Origin of the sequence: Glycomyces albidus (genome assembly GCF_009451885.1) — a bacterium.
GTDB classification, from domain to species: domain Bacteria; phylum Actinomycetota; class Actinomycetes; order Mycobacteriales; family Micromonosporaceae; genus Glycomyces; species Glycomyces albidus.
This window is the reverse complement of sequence record NZ_WIAO01000004.1, coordinates 209,591-224,905: the sequence shown is the minus strand read 5'-3', so window position 1 is coordinate 224,905 and position 15,315 is coordinate 209,591. Positions and strand designations below refer to the sequence as shown.

General features: G+C 71.8%; 13 protein-coding genes. 6 read left to right on the top strand and 7 right to left on the bottom strand.

Going from position 1 to position 15,315, the window contains the following annotated elements; all coding sequences use genetic code 11:
- Positions 1 to 44: 44 nt before the first annotated feature.
- A complete protein-coding gene (locus GFD30_RS05665) occupies positions 45 to 1,310 on the bottom strand; it encodes a M18 family aminopeptidase (RefSeq protein ID WP_227995860.1) in 1,266 nt (421 codons plus the stop codon).
- Between the two features lie 83 nt (positions 1,311 to 1,393).
- On the opposite strand from GFD30_RS05665, the gene folP reads away from it, so the two are divergent.
- Positions 1,394 to 2,257: a dihydropteroate synthase gene (gene folP, locus GFD30_RS05660; RefSeq protein WP_153024224.1), complete on the top strand. Its 864-nt coding sequence runs from the start codon at positions 1,394 to 1,396 to the stop codon at positions 2,255 to 2,257.
- 51 nt (positions 2,258 to 2,308) lie between these two features.
- On the opposite strand, the gene GFD30_RS05655 is transcribed toward folP, so the two are convergent.
- From GFD30_RS05655 to dapE, 3 genes are all read right to left on the bottom strand, one after another.
- Positions 2,309 to 2,929, bottom strand: a complete 621-nt coding sequence (locus GFD30_RS05655) for a Uma2 family endonuclease (RefSeq protein WP_153024223.1) — start codon at positions 2,927 to 2,929, stop codon at positions 2,309 to 2,311.
- Between the two features lie 163 nt (positions 2,930 to 3,092).
- Positions 3,093 to 3,797 (bottom strand): LOG family protein, encoded by a 705-nt coding sequence (locus tag GFD30_RS05650; RefSeq protein ID WP_227995859.1) that lies wholly within the window; start codon positions 3,795 to 3,797, stop codon positions 3,093 to 3,095.
- On the bottom strand, positions 3,794 to 4,864 hold the full coding sequence (dapE, locus tag GFD30_RS05645; RefSeq protein ID WP_322632980.1) for a succinyl-diaminopimelate desuccinylase: 1,071 nt from the start codon (positions 4,862 to 4,864) through the stop codon (positions 3,794 to 3,796). Before dapE ends, GFD30_RS05650 begins: the two co-directional genes overlap by 4 nt.
- Positions 4,865 to 4,903: 39 nt before the next feature.
- Here dapE and GFD30_RS05640 point away from each other — a divergent pair, with 39 nt between their 5' ends.
- On the top strand, positions 4,904 to 5,833 hold the full coding sequence (locus tag GFD30_RS05640) for a DapH/DapD/GlmU-related protein (RefSeq protein WP_153024220.1): 930 nt from the start codon (positions 4,904 to 4,906) through the stop codon (positions 5,831 to 5,833).
- A gap of 294 nt (positions 5,834 to 6,127) precedes the next feature.
- On the opposite strand, the gene GFD30_RS05635 is transcribed toward GFD30_RS05640, so the two are convergent.
- Positions 6,128 to 7,261 (bottom strand): Mrp/NBP35 family ATP-binding protein, encoded by a 1,134-nt coding sequence (locus GFD30_RS05635; RefSeq protein WP_153024219.1) that lies wholly within the window; start codon positions 7,259 to 7,261, stop codon positions 6,128 to 6,130.
- Between the two features lie 88 nt (positions 7,262 to 7,349).
- Here GFD30_RS05635 and GFD30_RS05630 point away from each other — a divergent pair, with 88 nt between their 5' ends.
- Complete coding sequence (locus GFD30_RS05630) at positions 7,350 to 8,189, top strand: PhzF family phenazine biosynthesis protein (RefSeq protein WP_153024218.1); 840 nt, start codon at positions 7,350 to 7,352, stop codon at positions 8,187 to 8,189.
- A gap of 37 nt (positions 8,190 to 8,226) precedes the next feature.
- Here the strand turns inward: GFD30_RS05630 and amrA are convergent, their stop codons facing one another.
- A complete protein-coding gene (gene amrA / locus GFD30_RS05625) occupies positions 8,227 to 8,811 on the bottom strand; it encodes an AmmeMemoRadiSam system protein A (protein WP_194201857.1) in 585 nt (194 codons plus the stop codon).
- A gap of 181 nt (positions 8,812 to 8,992) precedes the next feature.
- On the opposite strand from amrA, the gene GFD30_RS05620 reads away from it, so the two are divergent.
- Complete coding sequence (locus tag GFD30_RS05620; protein WP_153024216.1) at positions 8,993 to 9,856, top strand: SDR family NAD(P)-dependent oxidoreductase; 864 nt, start codon at positions 8,993 to 8,995, stop codon at positions 9,854 to 9,856.
- 116 nt (positions 9,857 to 9,972) lie between these two features.
- Positions 9,973 to 10,632 carry a vitamin K epoxide reductase family protein gene (locus GFD30_RS05615; protein ID WP_322632979.1) on the top strand — a complete coding sequence of 220 codons (660 nt, stop codon included), beginning with the start codon at positions 9,973 to 9,975 and terminating at the stop codon, positions 10,630 to 10,632.
- A 36-nt stretch (positions 10,633 to 10,668) separates the two neighbouring features.
- Here GFD30_RS05615 and cysC read toward each other — a convergent pair whose 3' ends face one another.
- Positions 10,669 to 12,213 (bottom strand): adenylyl-sulfate kinase, encoded by a 1,545-nt coding sequence (cysC, locus tag GFD30_RS05610; protein ID WP_153024215.1) that lies wholly within the window; start codon positions 12,211 to 12,213, stop codon positions 10,669 to 10,671.
- 285 nt (positions 12,214 to 12,498) lie between these two features.
- Here cysC and ppc point away from each other — a divergent pair, with 285 nt between their 5' ends.
- Entirely contained in the window at positions 12,499 to 15,258 is a 2,760-nt protein-coding gene (ppc, locus tag GFD30_RS05605; protein ID WP_153024214.1) for a phosphoenolpyruvate carboxylase, read from the top strand.
- The last annotated feature ends 57 nt before the right edge of the window (positions 15,259 to 15,315 follow it).

Genomic DNA, 15,315 nt, shown 5'->3' with positions numbered 1-15,315 from the left:
GCCTGCGGTGTGGGGCACCGGTGCCCTCCGCGTCCTCGACGTCCTCAGTGCGTGAACATGCCCAAGGCCAGGTCCGCGAGGTACCCCGGGTCGTCCGAGCCGCACAGCTCGCGCGCCGAGTGCATCGACAGGATCGGGAGCCCGACGTCCACAGTGAGCATCCCGAGCTGCGTGCCCGAGAGCGGCCCGATGGTGGTCCCGCCGGGGATGTCGTTGCGGTTCACGTACGTCTGCCACGGGATCCCGGCGGCTTCGGCGGAGCGCCGGAACAGGGCGTGCTCCTCGGCGCCGCTGGCGTACCGCTGGTTCGCGCTCACCTTGATCATGGGGCCGCCGCCGGGGATCGGCCGGTGCACGGGGTCGTGCTTCTCGGGGAAGTTGGGGTGGACGGCGTTGCCGGTGTCGGAGGACATCATCGCGGAGGCGGCGATGGTCTTCGCGTACGCCTCGTCGGCGTCGCCGCCGAGGACGCGGCGGAGGACGGTCTCCAGGAACGGGCTCTGCGCGCCCGAGTAGGTCGTCGAGCCGATCTCCTCGTAGTTGAACGCGGCGAGCACGGGCACGTTCGCGCCGGTCCCCTCGGCGGCGATGAGGGCGGCGATCCCGGCGTGGGTGCTCGTCAGGTTGTCGAGCCGCCAGGCGGCGAACAGCTCCTCGTCCTTGCCGAGGTACGCGGGCGGGTCGAGCGCCACGGTGAAGAGGTCGTGCCCGAACACGTCGGCCGCGTCGACCCCGGCCTCGGCGGCGATGAACTCGAGGAACTCGCCGGGCCGGGCCGCGCCGATGCCCCAGACCGGCGTCAACTGGGTCTGGGCGTTGAGCTTCTGGCCCTCGTTCACGCCCCGGTCGAGGTGGATCGCCAGGCGCGGGATGCGCAGCAGCGGGCGGTCGACGTGCACGAGCACCTCCGAGCCGTCGCGCATGACGAGCCGCCCGGCGACCGACAGGTCGCGGTCGAGCCAGGTCTGGTGCGGCACGCCGCCGTAGACCTCGACGGCGATCTGCTTCCAGCCCGCCGAGCCGAGGTCCGGGTCGGGCTTGACCTTGAACGTCGGGGTGTCGGTGTGGGCGCCGAAGATCCTGAACGCGCCGATCGAGGGGTCGTCCACCCGCCAGGCGATGATCGAGCCGTCCCGCACGGTGTAGTGGCCGCCGGGCTCGCCGGCCGGCCAGTCGTCCGTCTCGGCGAGCCGCCGGAACCCGGCCGCCTCCAACCGCTTCGCGGCCTCGGCGCACGCGTGGTACGGGGTGGGACTGGCCTGGATGAACGCGGCGAGGTCGTCGGTGTGCGACCTGTCGAAGCGGGGCATGGCGGCTCCTCCTGTGCTCATTCACATCCCCGCGTTCACCGGTGCGGCTGGCGGGAGGCTGGTGCGGCTGTCAGCATAGATGCATGCGTGCGTTGCGACTTGGCAGACGGGTGTTCGATGGCGGCGATTACGCGGTGATGGCGATCGTCAACCGCACGCCCGACTCGTTCTACGACTCCGGGCGGACGTTCGCGTTCGATGCGGCCGTCGCCGCGGTCGACAGCGCGGTGGCGAGCGGTGCCGACATCGTCGACGTCGGCGGGGTCAAGGCCGGCGACGGGCCCGAGGTCACGGTCGCCGAGGAGATCGACCGGGTCGTCCCGTTCATCGCCGCCGTCCACGACCGCCACCCCGAGCTGGTCGTCTCCGTCGACACCTGGCGCGGCGAGGTCGCCCGCGAAGCGGTCGCCGCCGGCGCCGAGCTCATCAACGACACGTGGGCCGGCTGGGACCCGTCGGTGATCGAGGTCGCCGCCGACACCGGCGCCGGGCTCGTCGTCTCCCACACCGGCGGGCTCGAGCCGCGCACGGTGGCCGCGAAGGCCGTCTACGGCGACGTCGTCAAGGAGGTCCGCGCCGAGCTCGTCGACCGGGCCGAGGCCGCGGTGGCGGCGGGCGTGCGCGCCGACGGGATCCTCATCGACCCGACCCACGACTTCGGGAAGACCACGTACCACTCACTGGAGCTGACCCGCCGGCTCGCAGAGCTCTCCGACTCCGGCTGGCCCGTCCTGGTCGCCTTGTCCCGCAAGGACTTCGTCGGCGAGACGCTCGATCTGCCGGTGGACCGGCGCCTGAACGGCACGCTCGCGGCGACCGCGGTCTCGGCCTGGAACGGCGCCCGCGTCTTCCGCGCCCACGACGTCGCCGCCACCCGCGAGGTCCTCGACATGGTCGCGGCGATCAAGGGCGACAAGCCTCCGAAGGCCCCGCACCGGAGCCTGTGAACACCGCCGGCCGGCCCGAAACCGGACCGGCCGCAGTTGAGCATGCCTGCTTCAAGCCTTGCGTCGGCGGGACTGGAACTCCATGGTGTCCAGCTCGATGTCGAAGGGCTTCGGGAGTCGGATCGGTTCGCCGAACGGCACCGTCTGGTGCTGGAGGTAGCGGCCGGTTCCGTCCGGCTGGTGGTACACGGTGACGGTGCCCTCGCCGTCGAATTGGTCGATGACCAGGTAGATCGGGATGTTCGCCTTCGCGTAGCTCTCCAGCTTGACGGTGAGGTCGCGCTTGCGCGTCGAGTCGGAGGTGATCTCGGCTACCAGTTGCACGTCGTCAGGAGGAAGACGCCAGTCGTCGTGCTCGTCGAGGACCTCATCCGGTACCACGACCATGTCGGGCACCGCAGCTTCGTCGGTCGCGGGCAGCAGCACCGTCTCGGTGTTGATGACCGCCCAGTCGTGTTCGTTGACGACGTCATTGAGCAGTTTGGCCAGCTTGAAGTACAGCCGGTTGTGCCTGGACATCGGTGTAGGCGACAAGTAGATCGCTCCTCGCAGGATCTCCGCGCGAGAACCAGGCGGCAGATCGAGCTCTTCCCAGGTTTCCCAGAGAAGATCGCGGTCGGCTCCGTGCGTATGTCTCGGTGCCTCGGTCGCCACCATCGTCAGACCTCCCATGTCGGCCTCCTTCCTGATCGCTCGGGTTCGTTCATGACCAGGACGGATCGGCGCCTCCAGTATGCGGCAGCATGCGCACGCGCGTCACCGTCCCGCAGCGTCCAACGATCGGGTGAGAGGAAGGTGACGGACCCTAACGCTTCTGAGACGTGGCCGATATTCGTCAGCCCGCCTGCTTCATGTGCTCGACGGCCTCGTCCAGGTCGTCGGTGACCTTGAGCAGGTCGACGTCCTTGGGGTCGATCTTGCCCTGGCCGAGCATCGAGTCGCGCAGCCAGTCGACCAGGCCGCCCCAGTAGGCGGTGCCGATCAGGGCGATCGGGAACTTGCCGACCTTGCCGGTCTGCTCCAGGGTGAGCGCCTCGAACAGCTCGTCCATGGTCCCGAATCCGCCGGGGAGCGCGCAGAACCCGCGCGAGTACTTCAGGAACATGACCTTGCGCACGAAGAAGTACTTGAAGTCGAGCTCGATGTGCACGAACTCGTTGATGCCCTGCTCGAACGGCAGCTCGATGCCGAGCCCGACCGACTTGACGCCGGCTTCGACGGCGCCGCGGTTCGCGGCCTCCATCGCGCCGGGGCCGCCGCCGGTGATCACCGAGAACCCGGCCTCGCCGAGCTTGCGGCCCAGTTCGACGCCGAGCTTGTACTCCTCGGAGTCGACGGGGGTGCGCGCCGACCCGTAGACGCCGATGGCGTCGCCGAGGTCGGCCTCCTCCATCGCGTCGAAGCCCTCGACGAACTCGGCCTGGAACTTCATGATCCGCCAGGCGGCCCGCTGCTTCCACTCTTCTTCGTGGGCGACGTCCAGCAGGTGCTGGTCGGCGGTGACCCGGTGGTCGCCGCCGATGATCCGGCGCTCGCTCATGATGCCTCCACATAGGCTCGCAGCGCCGCCGCGCATTCGCGGATGCGCGGAATCTCGACGCGTTCGTCCTGCTTGTGGGCGAGGTTCGGGTCGCCCGGCCCGAAGTTCACCGCGGGGATACCCAACGTCGCGAACCGGGCCACATCCGTCCAGCCGAGCTTGGCGCGGAACTCGCCGCCGGCCGCGGCGACGAACTCGGCGGCCTCGGGCCGGTCCAGGCCCGGCCGGCACGACGGGGCGATGTCGGAGACCTCGACCTCGAACCCGGCGAACACCTCCCGCACGTGCGCTTCGGCGGCCGCCTCGTCGCGGTCGGGCGCGAAGCGGTAGTTCACGTCGATCCAGCCCTCGTCGGGGATGACGTTCCCGGCGACGCCGCCGCCGATGAAGACCGCGTTCAGGCCCTCCCGGTAGGTGCAGCCGTCGACCTCGACCTCCCGCGCCTCGTACGCGTTCAGCCGCTCCAGGGCCGGCGCGAGCCGGTGGATCGCGTTCTCGCCCTTCCAGGACCGGGCCGAGTGGGCCCGCTTGCCGCGGGTCGTCACGCGCACCCGCATGGTGCCCTGGCATCCGGCTTCGACCAGGCCGTACGTCGGCTCCAGGAGGATCGCGAAGTCGGCGGCGAGGAGCTCGGGGCGCGACTGCGACAGCTTGTTGAGTCCGTTGTGCACGGCCTCGATCTCCTCGCAGTCGTAGAACGCGAAGCTCAGGTCGAACTTCGGTTCCTCGACGGTGGCGGCGATCCAGAGCGCGAGCGCGGTCCCGGACTTCATGTCCGACGTGCCGAGCCCCCACATCACGTCCCCTTCGGTGCGCGTGGGGAAGTTGCCGTTGACCGGGACGGTGTCCAGGTGCCCGGCGAGCATGACGCGGCGGCCGCGGCCCAGCTCGGTGCGGGCCACGAGGGTGTTTCCGACCCGCTCGGTCGTCAAGTGGCCCATGCGCTTGAGGGCCGTTTCGACCGCGTCGCAGATCGCGGCCTCGTCCCGGGAGACCGACGGGATGTCGCACAGGGCCCGGGTCAGCTCGACCGGGTCCGCGAGGACTGCCTCACTCAAAACTGTCACATCCGCAGACGATACCCGCCGCGTGGATAGGCTCTGACCATGAGTGAATTCCTGACTGACGCAGCCTGGGGAGTCGGCGTGGCCACGGTCGCCCCCGACGGCACGGTCCTCGACGTGTGGTTCACCCGCCTCGGCCTCGGCGAGGCGCCGACCGGTGTGGCCGCGCCCGGAATCGACCGGGAGAACCCGACCGGGACCCGCTCCAAGGGCGTGTCGGTCCTCATCAAGTCCCTCGAGGGCGAGCCGGTCGACACCGCGGACGTCTACCTGCGGCTGCACCTGCTCTCGCACCGCTTCGCGATCCCGCACTCGATCAACCTGGAGGGCATCTTCGGGCTCCTCCCGAACAACGCCTGGACCAACCACGGCCCGATCCCGGCCGACGCGGTGAACGCCGCCCGGCTCAAGCTCCGCGCCGCGGGCGGGACGCTCGAGGTCAAGTCGCTCGACAAGTTCCCGCCGATGGCCGACTACGTGACCCCGACCGGCGTCCGCATCGCCGACGCCTCCCGGGTGCGCCTGGGCGCGCACCTCGCCGAGGGCACGACGGTCATGCACGAGGGCTTCGTGAACTTCAACGCCGGGACGCTCGGCAACTCGATGGTCGAGGGCCGCATCTCCGCCGGGGTCGTCGTCGGCGACGGCTCCGACATCGGCGGCGGCTCCTCGATCATGGGGACGCTCTCGGGCGGCGGCAAGGAGGTCATCTCGATCGGCGAGCGCTGCCTCCTCGGCGCGAACTCCGGCATCGGGATCTCCTTGGGCGACAACTGCGTCGTGGCCGCCGGCTGCTACGTGACCGCCGGCTCGAAGGTCACGCTCCCGGACGGGACCGTGGTCAAGGCCGCGACCCTCTCGGGCAAGGACAACCTGCAGTTCTGGACCAACACCCAGACCGGCGTCCTCGAGGTGCGGCCCCGCGCCGGGACGTGGGGCGAGCTCAACGCCGCCCTCCACAGCGCCCAGTGATGCGGCCCAGTGATGCGGCCCAGTGACGCGGCCCAGTGACGCGGCCCAGTGACGCGCGCCGGGTAATGCGCCTGTAGTACCCGGGTACCGCCTCTCATGCCTGAGCATGAGGGGCTTTTTCGTTCCTCGGGCCGACGCGCGGGCGCCCTGGCCCGCATACCGTGGTCGGAGAGGGGCACGCGGCGGCAGGCGCAGGCGCTCCCCGCACAGGCTTCTTTCATGGAAACCGGGAGATGGAAAGCGGCGGCACCGGCCCGCGAGGACCGGTGCCGCCGCCCGTTTCCGTTTCGGGCCCTAGACCGGGCTGAGCCCCAGCCGCTTGCCGGCGAGCGAGACCTTGCGCACCGCGAGCTGGTCCGCGATCGCGCGGATCGCGCGGGACGCCTCGCAGTCGGGGTCGGAGATCACCAGCGGCACGCCGGCGTCCCCGCCTTCGCGGAGCTTCGGGTCGAGCGGGATCTGGCCGAGCAGCGGCACCTCGGTGCCGACGTCCCGGGTGAGCGCCTCGGCGACGGTCTTGCCGCCGCCGGAGCCGAACGGCTCGATGTGGGAGCCGTCGGGCAGCTCCATCCACGACATGTTCTCGACCACGCCCGCGAGCTTCTGGTGCGTCTGCGTGACGATCGCCCCGGCGCGCTCGGCGACCTCGGCGGCCGCCTGCTGCGGGGTGGTGACGACGACGAGCTCGGCGGTCGGCAGGAGCTGCGCCACGGAGATCGCGATGTCGCCGGTCCCGGGCGGCAGGTCGAGCAGGAGCACGTCCAGGTCGCCCCAGTACACGTCGGCGAGGAACTGCTGGAGCGCGCGGTGGAGCATCGGCCCGCGCCACACGACCGCGGTGTTCCCGGGCGTGAACATGCCGATCGAGATGACCTTCATGCCGTGCGCCTGTGGGGGCATGATCATGTCCTCGACCTGCGTGGGCGCGCCTTCGACGCCGAGCATCCGCGGGATCGAGTGCCCGTAGATGTCCGCGTCGGCGATGCCGACCGACAGGCCCTTCTCCGCGAGCGCGGCGGCGAGGTTCACCGTCATCGACGATTTGCCGACGCCGCCCTTGCCGGAGGCGATCGCGAACACGCGGGTGCGCGATTCGGGCAGGTTGAACGGGATGACCGGTTCGGCGCCGGCCTTGCCCCGCAGCTTCACCTGGAGGTCGGCGCGCTGCTGCTCGCTCATGACGCCGAACTCGAGGTCGAGCTCCTCGACGCCCTCGACCCCGTCGACGGCGGCGGCGACGTCCCGCTGCAGCGTGTCGCGCATCGGGCAGCCCGCGACCGTGAGGAGGATCTTCAGGGACAGGCGCCCGCCTGCGACCGCGACGGTGTCGACCATTCCCAGCTCGGTGATCGGACGGCGGATCTCAGGGTCGTTGACGTGCGAGAGCGCTTCATGCACGGCCTCGACGACGGCGGCGTTGTCAGACATGCGTCAATCGTAGCCACGTGCCCGGAGAAGGCAATGTGAGCGTAGCCTTACCCACCGCTCGCTCAGGGAGGCGAGCTATAAGTGCGGCATGACGCTTCCGTTCGAGATCTACGACGTCTTCTCAGACCGCCCGTATGCGGGCAACCAGCTCGCCGTCGTCTACGACGGCGCGGACCTCGCGACCGCCCAGATGCAGGCGATCGCGAAGGAGTTCGGCTTCTCCGAGACCGTGTTCGTGCTCCCCGCGGCCGATCCCGGCGCCGACTATCGCGCGCGAATCTTCACCCCTGCGGAGGAACTCCCGTTCGCCGGGCATCCCACGATCGGGGCGGCGGTCGCCTCCGTGGCGTCCGGCCGCGTCACCGCGAAGGACGGGACGGTCGTCCAGGAGTGCGGCGCGGGCCTCATGACCGTCGCCGTCGACGGCGGCGCGGCGAAGCTCACGTCGACCGCGATCGCGATCGGTCCCGAGCTCGACCCCGAGACCGCCGCCGCGGCGATCGGCCTGAGCGCCGACCGGATCGTCGGCGTCCCCAAGAACGCCTCCGCCGGGCTCGACCACAACTTCGTGCGCCTCGCGGACGAGGACGTGGCCGCCGCGGTCGACGTGCCCGGGCACCTCGACAAGGTGTACGTGTACAGCTTCGACCCGGAGACCTCCGCGGTGCACGCGCGCCTGTTCCACGTGGGCGTGGGGGAGGACCCGGCGACCGGTTCGGCGGCGGTGGCGCTCGGGGTGCACCTGGTGGACGCGGGCCTGATCGCCGGCGACGGCGTGCACGCGTACGAGATCGCGCAGGGCGCCGAGATCGGGCGCCCGTCGACGCTGTTCGGAGAGGTCGTGGTGGAGGCCGGCGTCCCGGTGTCGGTCTCGGTGTCCGGTTCCGCGGTGAAGACCGCGGAGGGCTCGCTGGTCGCGCTGCCGTGAGCGCCGGTCCCTGCGGGTCCGGCGGACCCGCAGGGGCTCAACCGGTGTAGACGGTGGTCCCGTACCGCTCGGCCGTGAGCCCTGCGGGCCAGGGGGCCGTGCGGAGGTCGCCGGCCCAGAGCCGGCGCGGCCAGCCGCCCTTGCGCAGCAGGGCCGCGACGAACCGGTGCGGGTCGTGCAAATGCCCCCACACCGACGGCAGGAACGTGGCGCGGCGGCCCTCCCGGTCCTTCAGGGTGAGGCCGTCCTCGCCGGGCCGCAGCCCTTCGATCAGCGTTGAGAAGTCCTGCACCGCAACGGTTTCCGCGGGCGTGAGGACCGCGACCTCGAACGTGAGGCCGGGGACCTCGTCGGCCCTCACCGGCGCCATCCGCGGGTCCCTGGCGGCCAGGCGGGCGTTGCGGACCACGTCGAACCCCAAGGGCCGCAAGGCGACGAGCGTGCCGATGCAGCCGCGGAGGGCCCCGTCGCGCTCGAGGGTCACGAAGGTCGCGGCCTTCTCGGCCAGGGCTGTCGGGGTGTCGGCGAGGAGCTCGGCCGCCGCGGGCGGCTTCGGGCCGAACGAGGTCGCGACGGCGCTGCGCGCCAGCGCCGTCAGGACCGGGCCGAGATGCGGCTCCATCCTCCGATGGTCCCACGCGCCGCCGGCCGGGTCGCGCGGCGCCCGGGATCGCCGTCCGGCGGGGTGCGCTGCGGGACCGGTACCGGTGCGCCGGTTGGCCGATCGAACCCGGAGTGTCGGTTCTGCGCTGTTCCGCCTGCCGGTGATGGATTTGGTCGGTGGCCCGTGAGAGACTGCCCGCATGAATGAACCGCGACCGAGCCTCGACTCCTTCGATGACGGCCTCGCTGACGTGATCGACCTTCCCTCGACCGGTCAGACCCCGACCGAGTCGTCGCAGCGAGGGCGCCTCCAGGAGCTCGATTCGCTGGCCGGGAAGATCGCGCTGGTGACGGGTGCCGGTGCGCCCGACGGGATCGGGTTCGCGATCGCGACGCGGCTGCGGCTGGCGGGCGCGACGGTGGCGATCGTGTCGACGACCAAGCGGATCCACGAGCGGGCCGAGGAGATCGACGCGGTCGGGTTCGTGGCGGACCTGACCGACGAGGCCGAGGTGGGCGGGCTGGCCGACGCCGTCACGGACGCGGTCGGCGAGGTCGACATCCTCGTGAACAACGCGGGCCTGACGTCGAAGTCCGATCCCGCCGTGGTGAAGCCGGTCGCCCAGTTGTCCTATGAGGACTGGCGGTCGGAGCTGTCGCGGAACCTCGACACGGCGTTCCTGGTGTCGCGCGCGTTCGTGCAGGCCATGGCCGAGCGCGGCTGGGGCCGGATCGTGAACGTCGCCGCGACCGCCGGCGTCGTCAACGCCGTCCCCGCCGAGGCCGCCTACGCCGCCGCGAAGGCCGGCGTCACCGGGCTGACGAAGGCGCTCGCGACGGAGGTCGTCGCCGACGGCGTCACCGTCAACGCGGTCGCGCCGGGCCTGGTCCGCACCGGCTCCTCCACGGTCCCCGAGCTCCAGCAGGGCCTCGACGGCCCGATGGGCCGCCCCGGCACGCCCGAGGAGGTCGCGGCCGCGGCCGTGTTCTTCTGCGCGCCTTCGGCCTCCTACGTGACCGGGCAGGTGCTCGTGGTCGACGGCGGCCGGTCGCTGCGGGTCTGACGCAGGGCGCCGACCGCTTCGACGCCGGGCCGCCCGGCCCGGTTCCCGCCTGTCCGAATCGCCACATTCGCGCGCCCTGCGCGCAACTTCGATCGCGCCGCGCTCGTTACCCTTGCGTGATCACATCGACGGCAACCACGATCCAGGGGGCGCGCATGGACGAGGCGTTCGGCGAGACGGCGAGAGAGGCCAGGGGGCGCACGCTCACCGCGCTGGTCCTCCTCGTCGGCGGGCTCGTCGGCCTCGCGGCCGCGTTCGACCTCACCTACGAGCGGATCGCCTCGCTCATCGACCCCGACCACGTCATCTCCTGCGACTTCAACCCGGTGCTGTCGTGCGGCACCGTCATGAACACGCCGCAGGCGTCCGCGTTCGGGTTCCCGAACCCGATGATCGGGCTCGCGGCGTTCCCGCTGGTGGTCTTCATGGGGGTGCTGTGGCTCTCGAAGGTCGAGCTGCCGCGCTGGATCGTCCTCGTGTTCAACCTCGGCACGCTCGGCGGGCTCGCGTTCGTGTCGTGGCTGATCTTCCAGTCGGTGTACCGGATCGGCGTCCTGTGCCCGTGGTGCATGGCCGTCTGGGCCGTGGTCCTGCCGATCTTCTGGTTCACGACCATGCGCAACCTCAGCACCGGCGCGATCCCGGTCTCGGAGGACTGGCGCGACGCCGTCGACGACGTGCTCCGCTTCCACTGGATCGGCCTGGCCCTGCTGTACCTCGCCGTGATCGGCATCGTCGGCATCGGGTTCTGGGACTACTGGTCCACGCTGCTCTGACCGGCGGGCCCGGGCGGACGCCCGGGCCTCGTGCGTTCAGGCGATCCGCAGCCCGATCGGCTCCAGCCAGCCGCCCTCGGACAGGTACTCGAGGACCTGCTCGACGCCCTCGCCGATCGTGATCTCGCTCGTGTCGATCTCCAGCTCCGCGTGCAGCGGCTCCTCGTACGGGTCCGAGATCCCCGTGAACTCCGGGATCTGGCCCGCGCGCGCCTTCGCGTAGAGCCCCTTGCGGTCCCGCGCCTCGCACACTTCCAGCGGCGTCGAGACGTGCACGAGCACGAAGTCGGCGCCCGCGGCCTCGGCCATGCGCCGCGCCTCGGCCCGGTCGGCCTCGTACGGCGCGATCGGCGCGGCCATGCCGATGCCGCCGTGCCGCGCGACCTCGGCCGCGACGAACCCGATCCGGCGGATGTTCACCGACCGGTCCGCGCGCGTGAACCCGAGCCCGCTCGACAGGAGCCGGCGCACCACGTCGCCGTCGAACAGCGACACCGTGCGCGTCCCGTCCTCCAGGAGCGCCTCGTAGACGCCGCGCGAGATCGTGGACTTCCCCGAGCCGGACAGGCCGGTGAAGAACAGCACCAGGCCGCGCTGGCGCCGCGGCGGGCGGGCCTTGCGGAGTTCGGCGGCCACGCTCGGGGGCGTGTGCCACTCGGGGAGCCCGAAGCCGCGGTCGAGCATGTCGGCGATCTCGGCGTCGGAGAGCGCGGTGCGCCGGAACGGCGGCTCGATGTCCTCGATCGGCCGCCACTGGCCGTCGCGCGTGTCGTAGGCGAGCTCCCGCGGCACCATCGCCCGGACGCCGTCGCCGCCGCCGAGCCCGTCCGGGCCGGTCATCACGTGCGTGGCGCCGTACGCGGCCGCCACCTTCGCCGTCAGCAGGCCGTCCCGCAGCCGGTCGCCGCGCTTGGACAGCGGCACCGTCAGCACCGTCGCCGTCGGCAGCCGGTCCTTCGCCGCGAGCACCGACCGCACCAGCGCCGCCGTCGGCAGCCGCAGCTCCCGGTCGCCGTTCGTCTCGTCCCCGGTGGGGATCATGACCAGCACGTGCGCCGCGAGGTTGTGCGCGGCCCGCGCGAGCTGCGCCAGCTGGGGCCGGTGCAGCGGCTTGTCGGCGACGAGCGCGAGGACCCGCGGCTTCGTGTACGTCGTCTTCGCCTGCTCCGGGGTCGCCCGCAGGCCCGTGAAGACGCCGTGGGCGGCGTCCGCGATGCGCCGCACCGGACCGCCGACGCGGACCATGTCCGGGCCGAGCGCGTCGAGGCTGTGGCACTCCACCGCGGCGACCGGCGCCCCCTCCGGGTCGGTGATGCGAAGCACACGCCGCTTCGGGTCGGGGTTGTCGAGCATCCTCGCGATCGCGATCGGGACGTCCAGCGTCACCGGCACCGGCCACGCCGTCCCGTCCGGCAGCGCGCCCGTGGTGGTCACCGCCCGCGCCTCCGCCTCGCCCATGAACCCGCGCAGCGGCGCGTACGCGCCGTACAGCAGCAGCTCGAGGTCGGCGAGCTCGTGCGGGAGCGGGGTGTGGCTCGGCGCCTCGGCGAGGATCTCGTCGGGCAGTACCCAGTCAGACATCGGCGGTCGGGGTCCCTTCGCTGCGGATCGGTCGGGGCGGCATCGGTCTCGGTCGAACCAGGGTATGCCACCGCTCCGTCACGCACCTCACCCGCGCCGCCGCATTCGTTCCGGTCCGTCCCGCATGGCGGACTGAGAAAGTGGCGCGCCCATTACCGGTAAGTTACGCTGACAGCGCTCTTCAAACGCTCACACAGCTCCAGAGCAGCAGCAGTTCACCGCGGACAAGGACGTCGGCGCGAGCGGCCCCCTCAGGGTTTGCCCAGACCAGCAGTGGAGACCTCCATGGACTACTTCGACTCCTCCAGCGGCACTGACGACAAGCAGCTCCGCCGCGACATCCGGCGCCTCGGCAACCTCCTCGGCCAGGCGCTCGTCCGCCAGGAGGGGCCCCAGCTGCTCGAGCTGGTCGAAGAGGTGCGCGGCCTGGTCCGCCACCAGCCCGAGGCCGTCGCCTCCCGGCTCGCCAAGCTCGACGTCACCGAAGAGGTCGACCTCGCCCGCGCGTTCGCCACCTACTTCCACCTCGCGAACATCACCGAGCAGGTCCACCGCGCCCGCGACATGCGCCGCTCCCGCGCCGAGAACGGCGGCTGGCTCTCCCAGGCCCGCGCCGAGATCACCCTCGAAGACGTGCCCGCCGACCAGATCGCGGCCGCCGCCGAGCGCCTCGAGGTCCGCCCCGTCTTCACCGCGCACCCCACCGAGGCCGCCCGCCGGTCCATCCTCATCAAGCTGCGCAACATCGCCGACCTCCTCGAGGCCGAGACCGCCGAGCGCGCCGTCCTCGGCTCCGCCGACGTCGACGCCGTCAACTCCCGCCTCGCCGAGATCATCGACCTCCTCTGGCAGACCGACGAGCTCCGCGTCGAGAAGCCCGAGCCCACCGACGAGGCCCGCAACGCGATCTACTACCTCACCGACCTCTACCGCGACGCCGCCGCCCGCGTCCTCACCGACCTCAACGCCACCCTCACCGACCTCGGCGGCTCCCCCCGCCCCGGCGCCGCGCCCCTGCGCTTCGGCACCTGGATCGGCGGCGACCGCGACGGCAACCCGTTCGTCACCCCCGAGGTCACCAAGCAGGTCCTGCTCATGCAGCACGAGCACGGCATCGCGGCCGCCGAAGGCGCCGTCGCCGGGCTCATCAACGAACTCTCGGTGTCCCAGGCGGTCCGGCCCGCCTCCCAGGAGCTCCTCGACTCCGTGGGCGCCGACCTCGAGCGGCTCGGCGCCGCGATCCCCGCCCGCTACAAGCGCATCCACGCCGAGGAGCCGTACCGGCTCAAGGCCCGCGCCATCGAGGCGAAGCTCGCCAACACCCGCTCCCGCCACGCCGAGGGCCTGCCCCACCGGCCCGGCATCGACTACGCGGACGGCCGCGAACTCCTCGCCGACCTCCAGGTCATGCGCGACTCGCTCGCCCGCCAGCGGGGCCAGCTCCCCGCCAAGGGGGTGCTCGACCGCGTCATCCGCACCGTCGCCGCCTTCGGCCTCCAGCTCGCCACCATGGACGTGCGCGAGCACTCCGAGGCCCACCACGCCGTCCTCGCCGAGCTGTACGACGCCACCGGCGAACTCGACAAGCCGTACGCCGAGCTCACCGCCGAGGAGCGCAGCGCGGTCCTCGCGAAGGAGCTGTCCGGGCAGCGGCCCCTCGCGCCCGCGAACGTCGAGCTCACCGAGCCCGGCCGCCGCACCTTCGACGTCTTCCACGCCATCCGCGACGCCCAGGAGCAGTTCGGGAAGGCCATCGTCGAGTCCTACATCATCTCGATGACCCACGACGCCGGCGACGTCCTCGCCCCCGCGATCCTCGCCCGCGACGCCGGGCTCATCGACGTCGCCCGCGGCCGCGCCGACATCGGGTTCGTCCCGCTCCTCGAAGAGGTCGAGGAGCTCAGCAACGCCGACACGCTGCTCGACTCGCTGCTGAGCCTGCCCGCGTACCGCGCGATCGTCGCCGCCCGCGGGAACGTCCAGGAGGTCATGCTCGGCTACTCCGACTCCAACAAGGACGCCGGCATCACCGCCAGCCAGTGGAACATCCAGGCGGCCCAGCGGCAGCTCCGCGACGTCGCGCACAAGCACGGGGTGCGCCTGCGCCTGTTCCACGGCCGCGGCGGCACCATCGGCCGCGGCGGCGGCCCCACCCACGAGGCGATCCTGGCCCAGCCCTCGGGCACGCTCGACGGCGCCATCAAGATCACCGAGCAGGGCGAGGTCCTCTCCGACAAGTACACGCTGCCGGCGCTGGCCCGCGAGAACCTCGAGCTCACGGTGGCGGCGTCGCTCAAGGCCACGCTGCTGCACACCGAGCCGCGCCACCAGCCGGAGGTCCTGGCCCGCTGGTTCGACGTCATGGACCAGACCTCCGAGGCGTCGAAGGCCGCGTACCGGGACCTGACCGGCCGCGACGGCCTCGCCGAGTACTTCTGGGCCGTGAGCCCCACGGAGCTGCTGGGCGCGTTGAACATCGGCTCGCGCCCGTCGAAGCGCCCGAACACCGACGCGGGGCTCTCGGGCCTGCGCGCGATCCCGTGGGTGTTCGGCTGGACGCAGTCGCGCCAGATCGTCCCCGGCTGGTACGGCGTGGGCTCGGGCCTGGCGGCCGCCCGCGACGCAGGGCTGGGCGACGACATCGCCGAGATGTACGAGAAGTGGCACTTCTTCCGCAACTTCGTGTCGAACGTGGAGATGACGCTCGCCAAGACCGACCTGTCGATCGCGGGCCAGTACGTCTCGACGCTCGTGCCCGCGCACCTGCAGTCGATCTTCGAGGCGATCAAGGTCGAGCACGCGGCCACGGTCCGCGAGATCCTCGCGCTCACCGGCGGCGAGCGGCTCCTCGACGCGAACCCGCAGCTCACCCGGACGCTCGAGGTCCGGGACCGCTACCTGGCGCCGCTGCACCACCTCCAGATCTCGCTGCTGAAGCGCTACCGCTCCGAGGGCGGGGCCGACGGCGACGTCGACCCGCAGCTCAAGCGGGCGCTCCTGATCACCGTCAACGGGATCGCGGCCGGCCTGCGCAACACGGGCTGACCGGGGCGGAGCCCGGGGCCGGGCCGGCGGGCCCGGCCCGGAGCGCGCACGGCGCGG

Bases quoted from the DNA above. Each gene is read 5' to 3' on its own strand.
- GFD30_RS05635 (WP_153024219.1), bottom strand. From the start codon at position 7,261: ATGTCTGACAACGCCGCCGTCGTCGAGGCCGTGCATGAAGCGCTCTCG.
- cysC (WP_153024215.1), bottom strand. From the start codon at position 12,213: ATGTCTGACTGGGTACTGCCCGACGAGATCCTCGCCGAGGCGCCGAGC.
- amrA (WP_194201857.1), bottom strand. From the start codon at position 8,811: ATGGAGCCGCATCTCGGCCCGGTCCTGACGGCGCTGGCGCGCAGCGCC.
- GFD30_RS05650 (WP_227995859.1), bottom strand. From the start codon at position 3,797: ATGAGCGAGCGCCGGATCATCGGCGGCGACCACCGGGTCACCGCCGAC.
- GFD30_RS05630 (WP_153024218.1), top strand. From the start codon at position 7,350: ATGACGCTTCCGTTCGAGATCTACGACGTCTTCTCAGACCGCCCGTAT.
- GFD30_RS05640 (WP_153024220.1), top strand. From the start codon at position 4,904: ATGAGTGAATTCCTGACTGACGCAGCCTGGGGAGTCGGCGTGGCCACG.
- GFD30_RS05620 (WP_153024216.1), top strand. From the start codon at position 8,993: ATGAATGAACCGCGACCGAGCCTCGACTCCTTCGATGACGGCCTCGCT.
- GFD30_RS05655 (WP_153024223.1), bottom strand. From the start codon at position 2,929: ATGGGAGGTCTGACGATGGTGGCGACCGAGGCACCGAGACATACGCAC.
- ppc (WP_153024214.1), top strand. From the start codon at position 12,499: ATGGACTACTTCGACTCCTCCAGCGGCACTGACGACAAGCAGCTCCGC.
- folP (WP_153024224.1), top strand. From the start codon at position 1,394: ATGCGTGCGTTGCGACTTGGCAGACGGGTGTTCGATGGCGGCGATTAC.
- GFD30_RS05665 (WP_227995860.1), bottom strand. From the start codon at position 1,310: ATGCCCCGCTTCGACAGGTCGCACACCGACGACCTCGCCGCGTTCATC.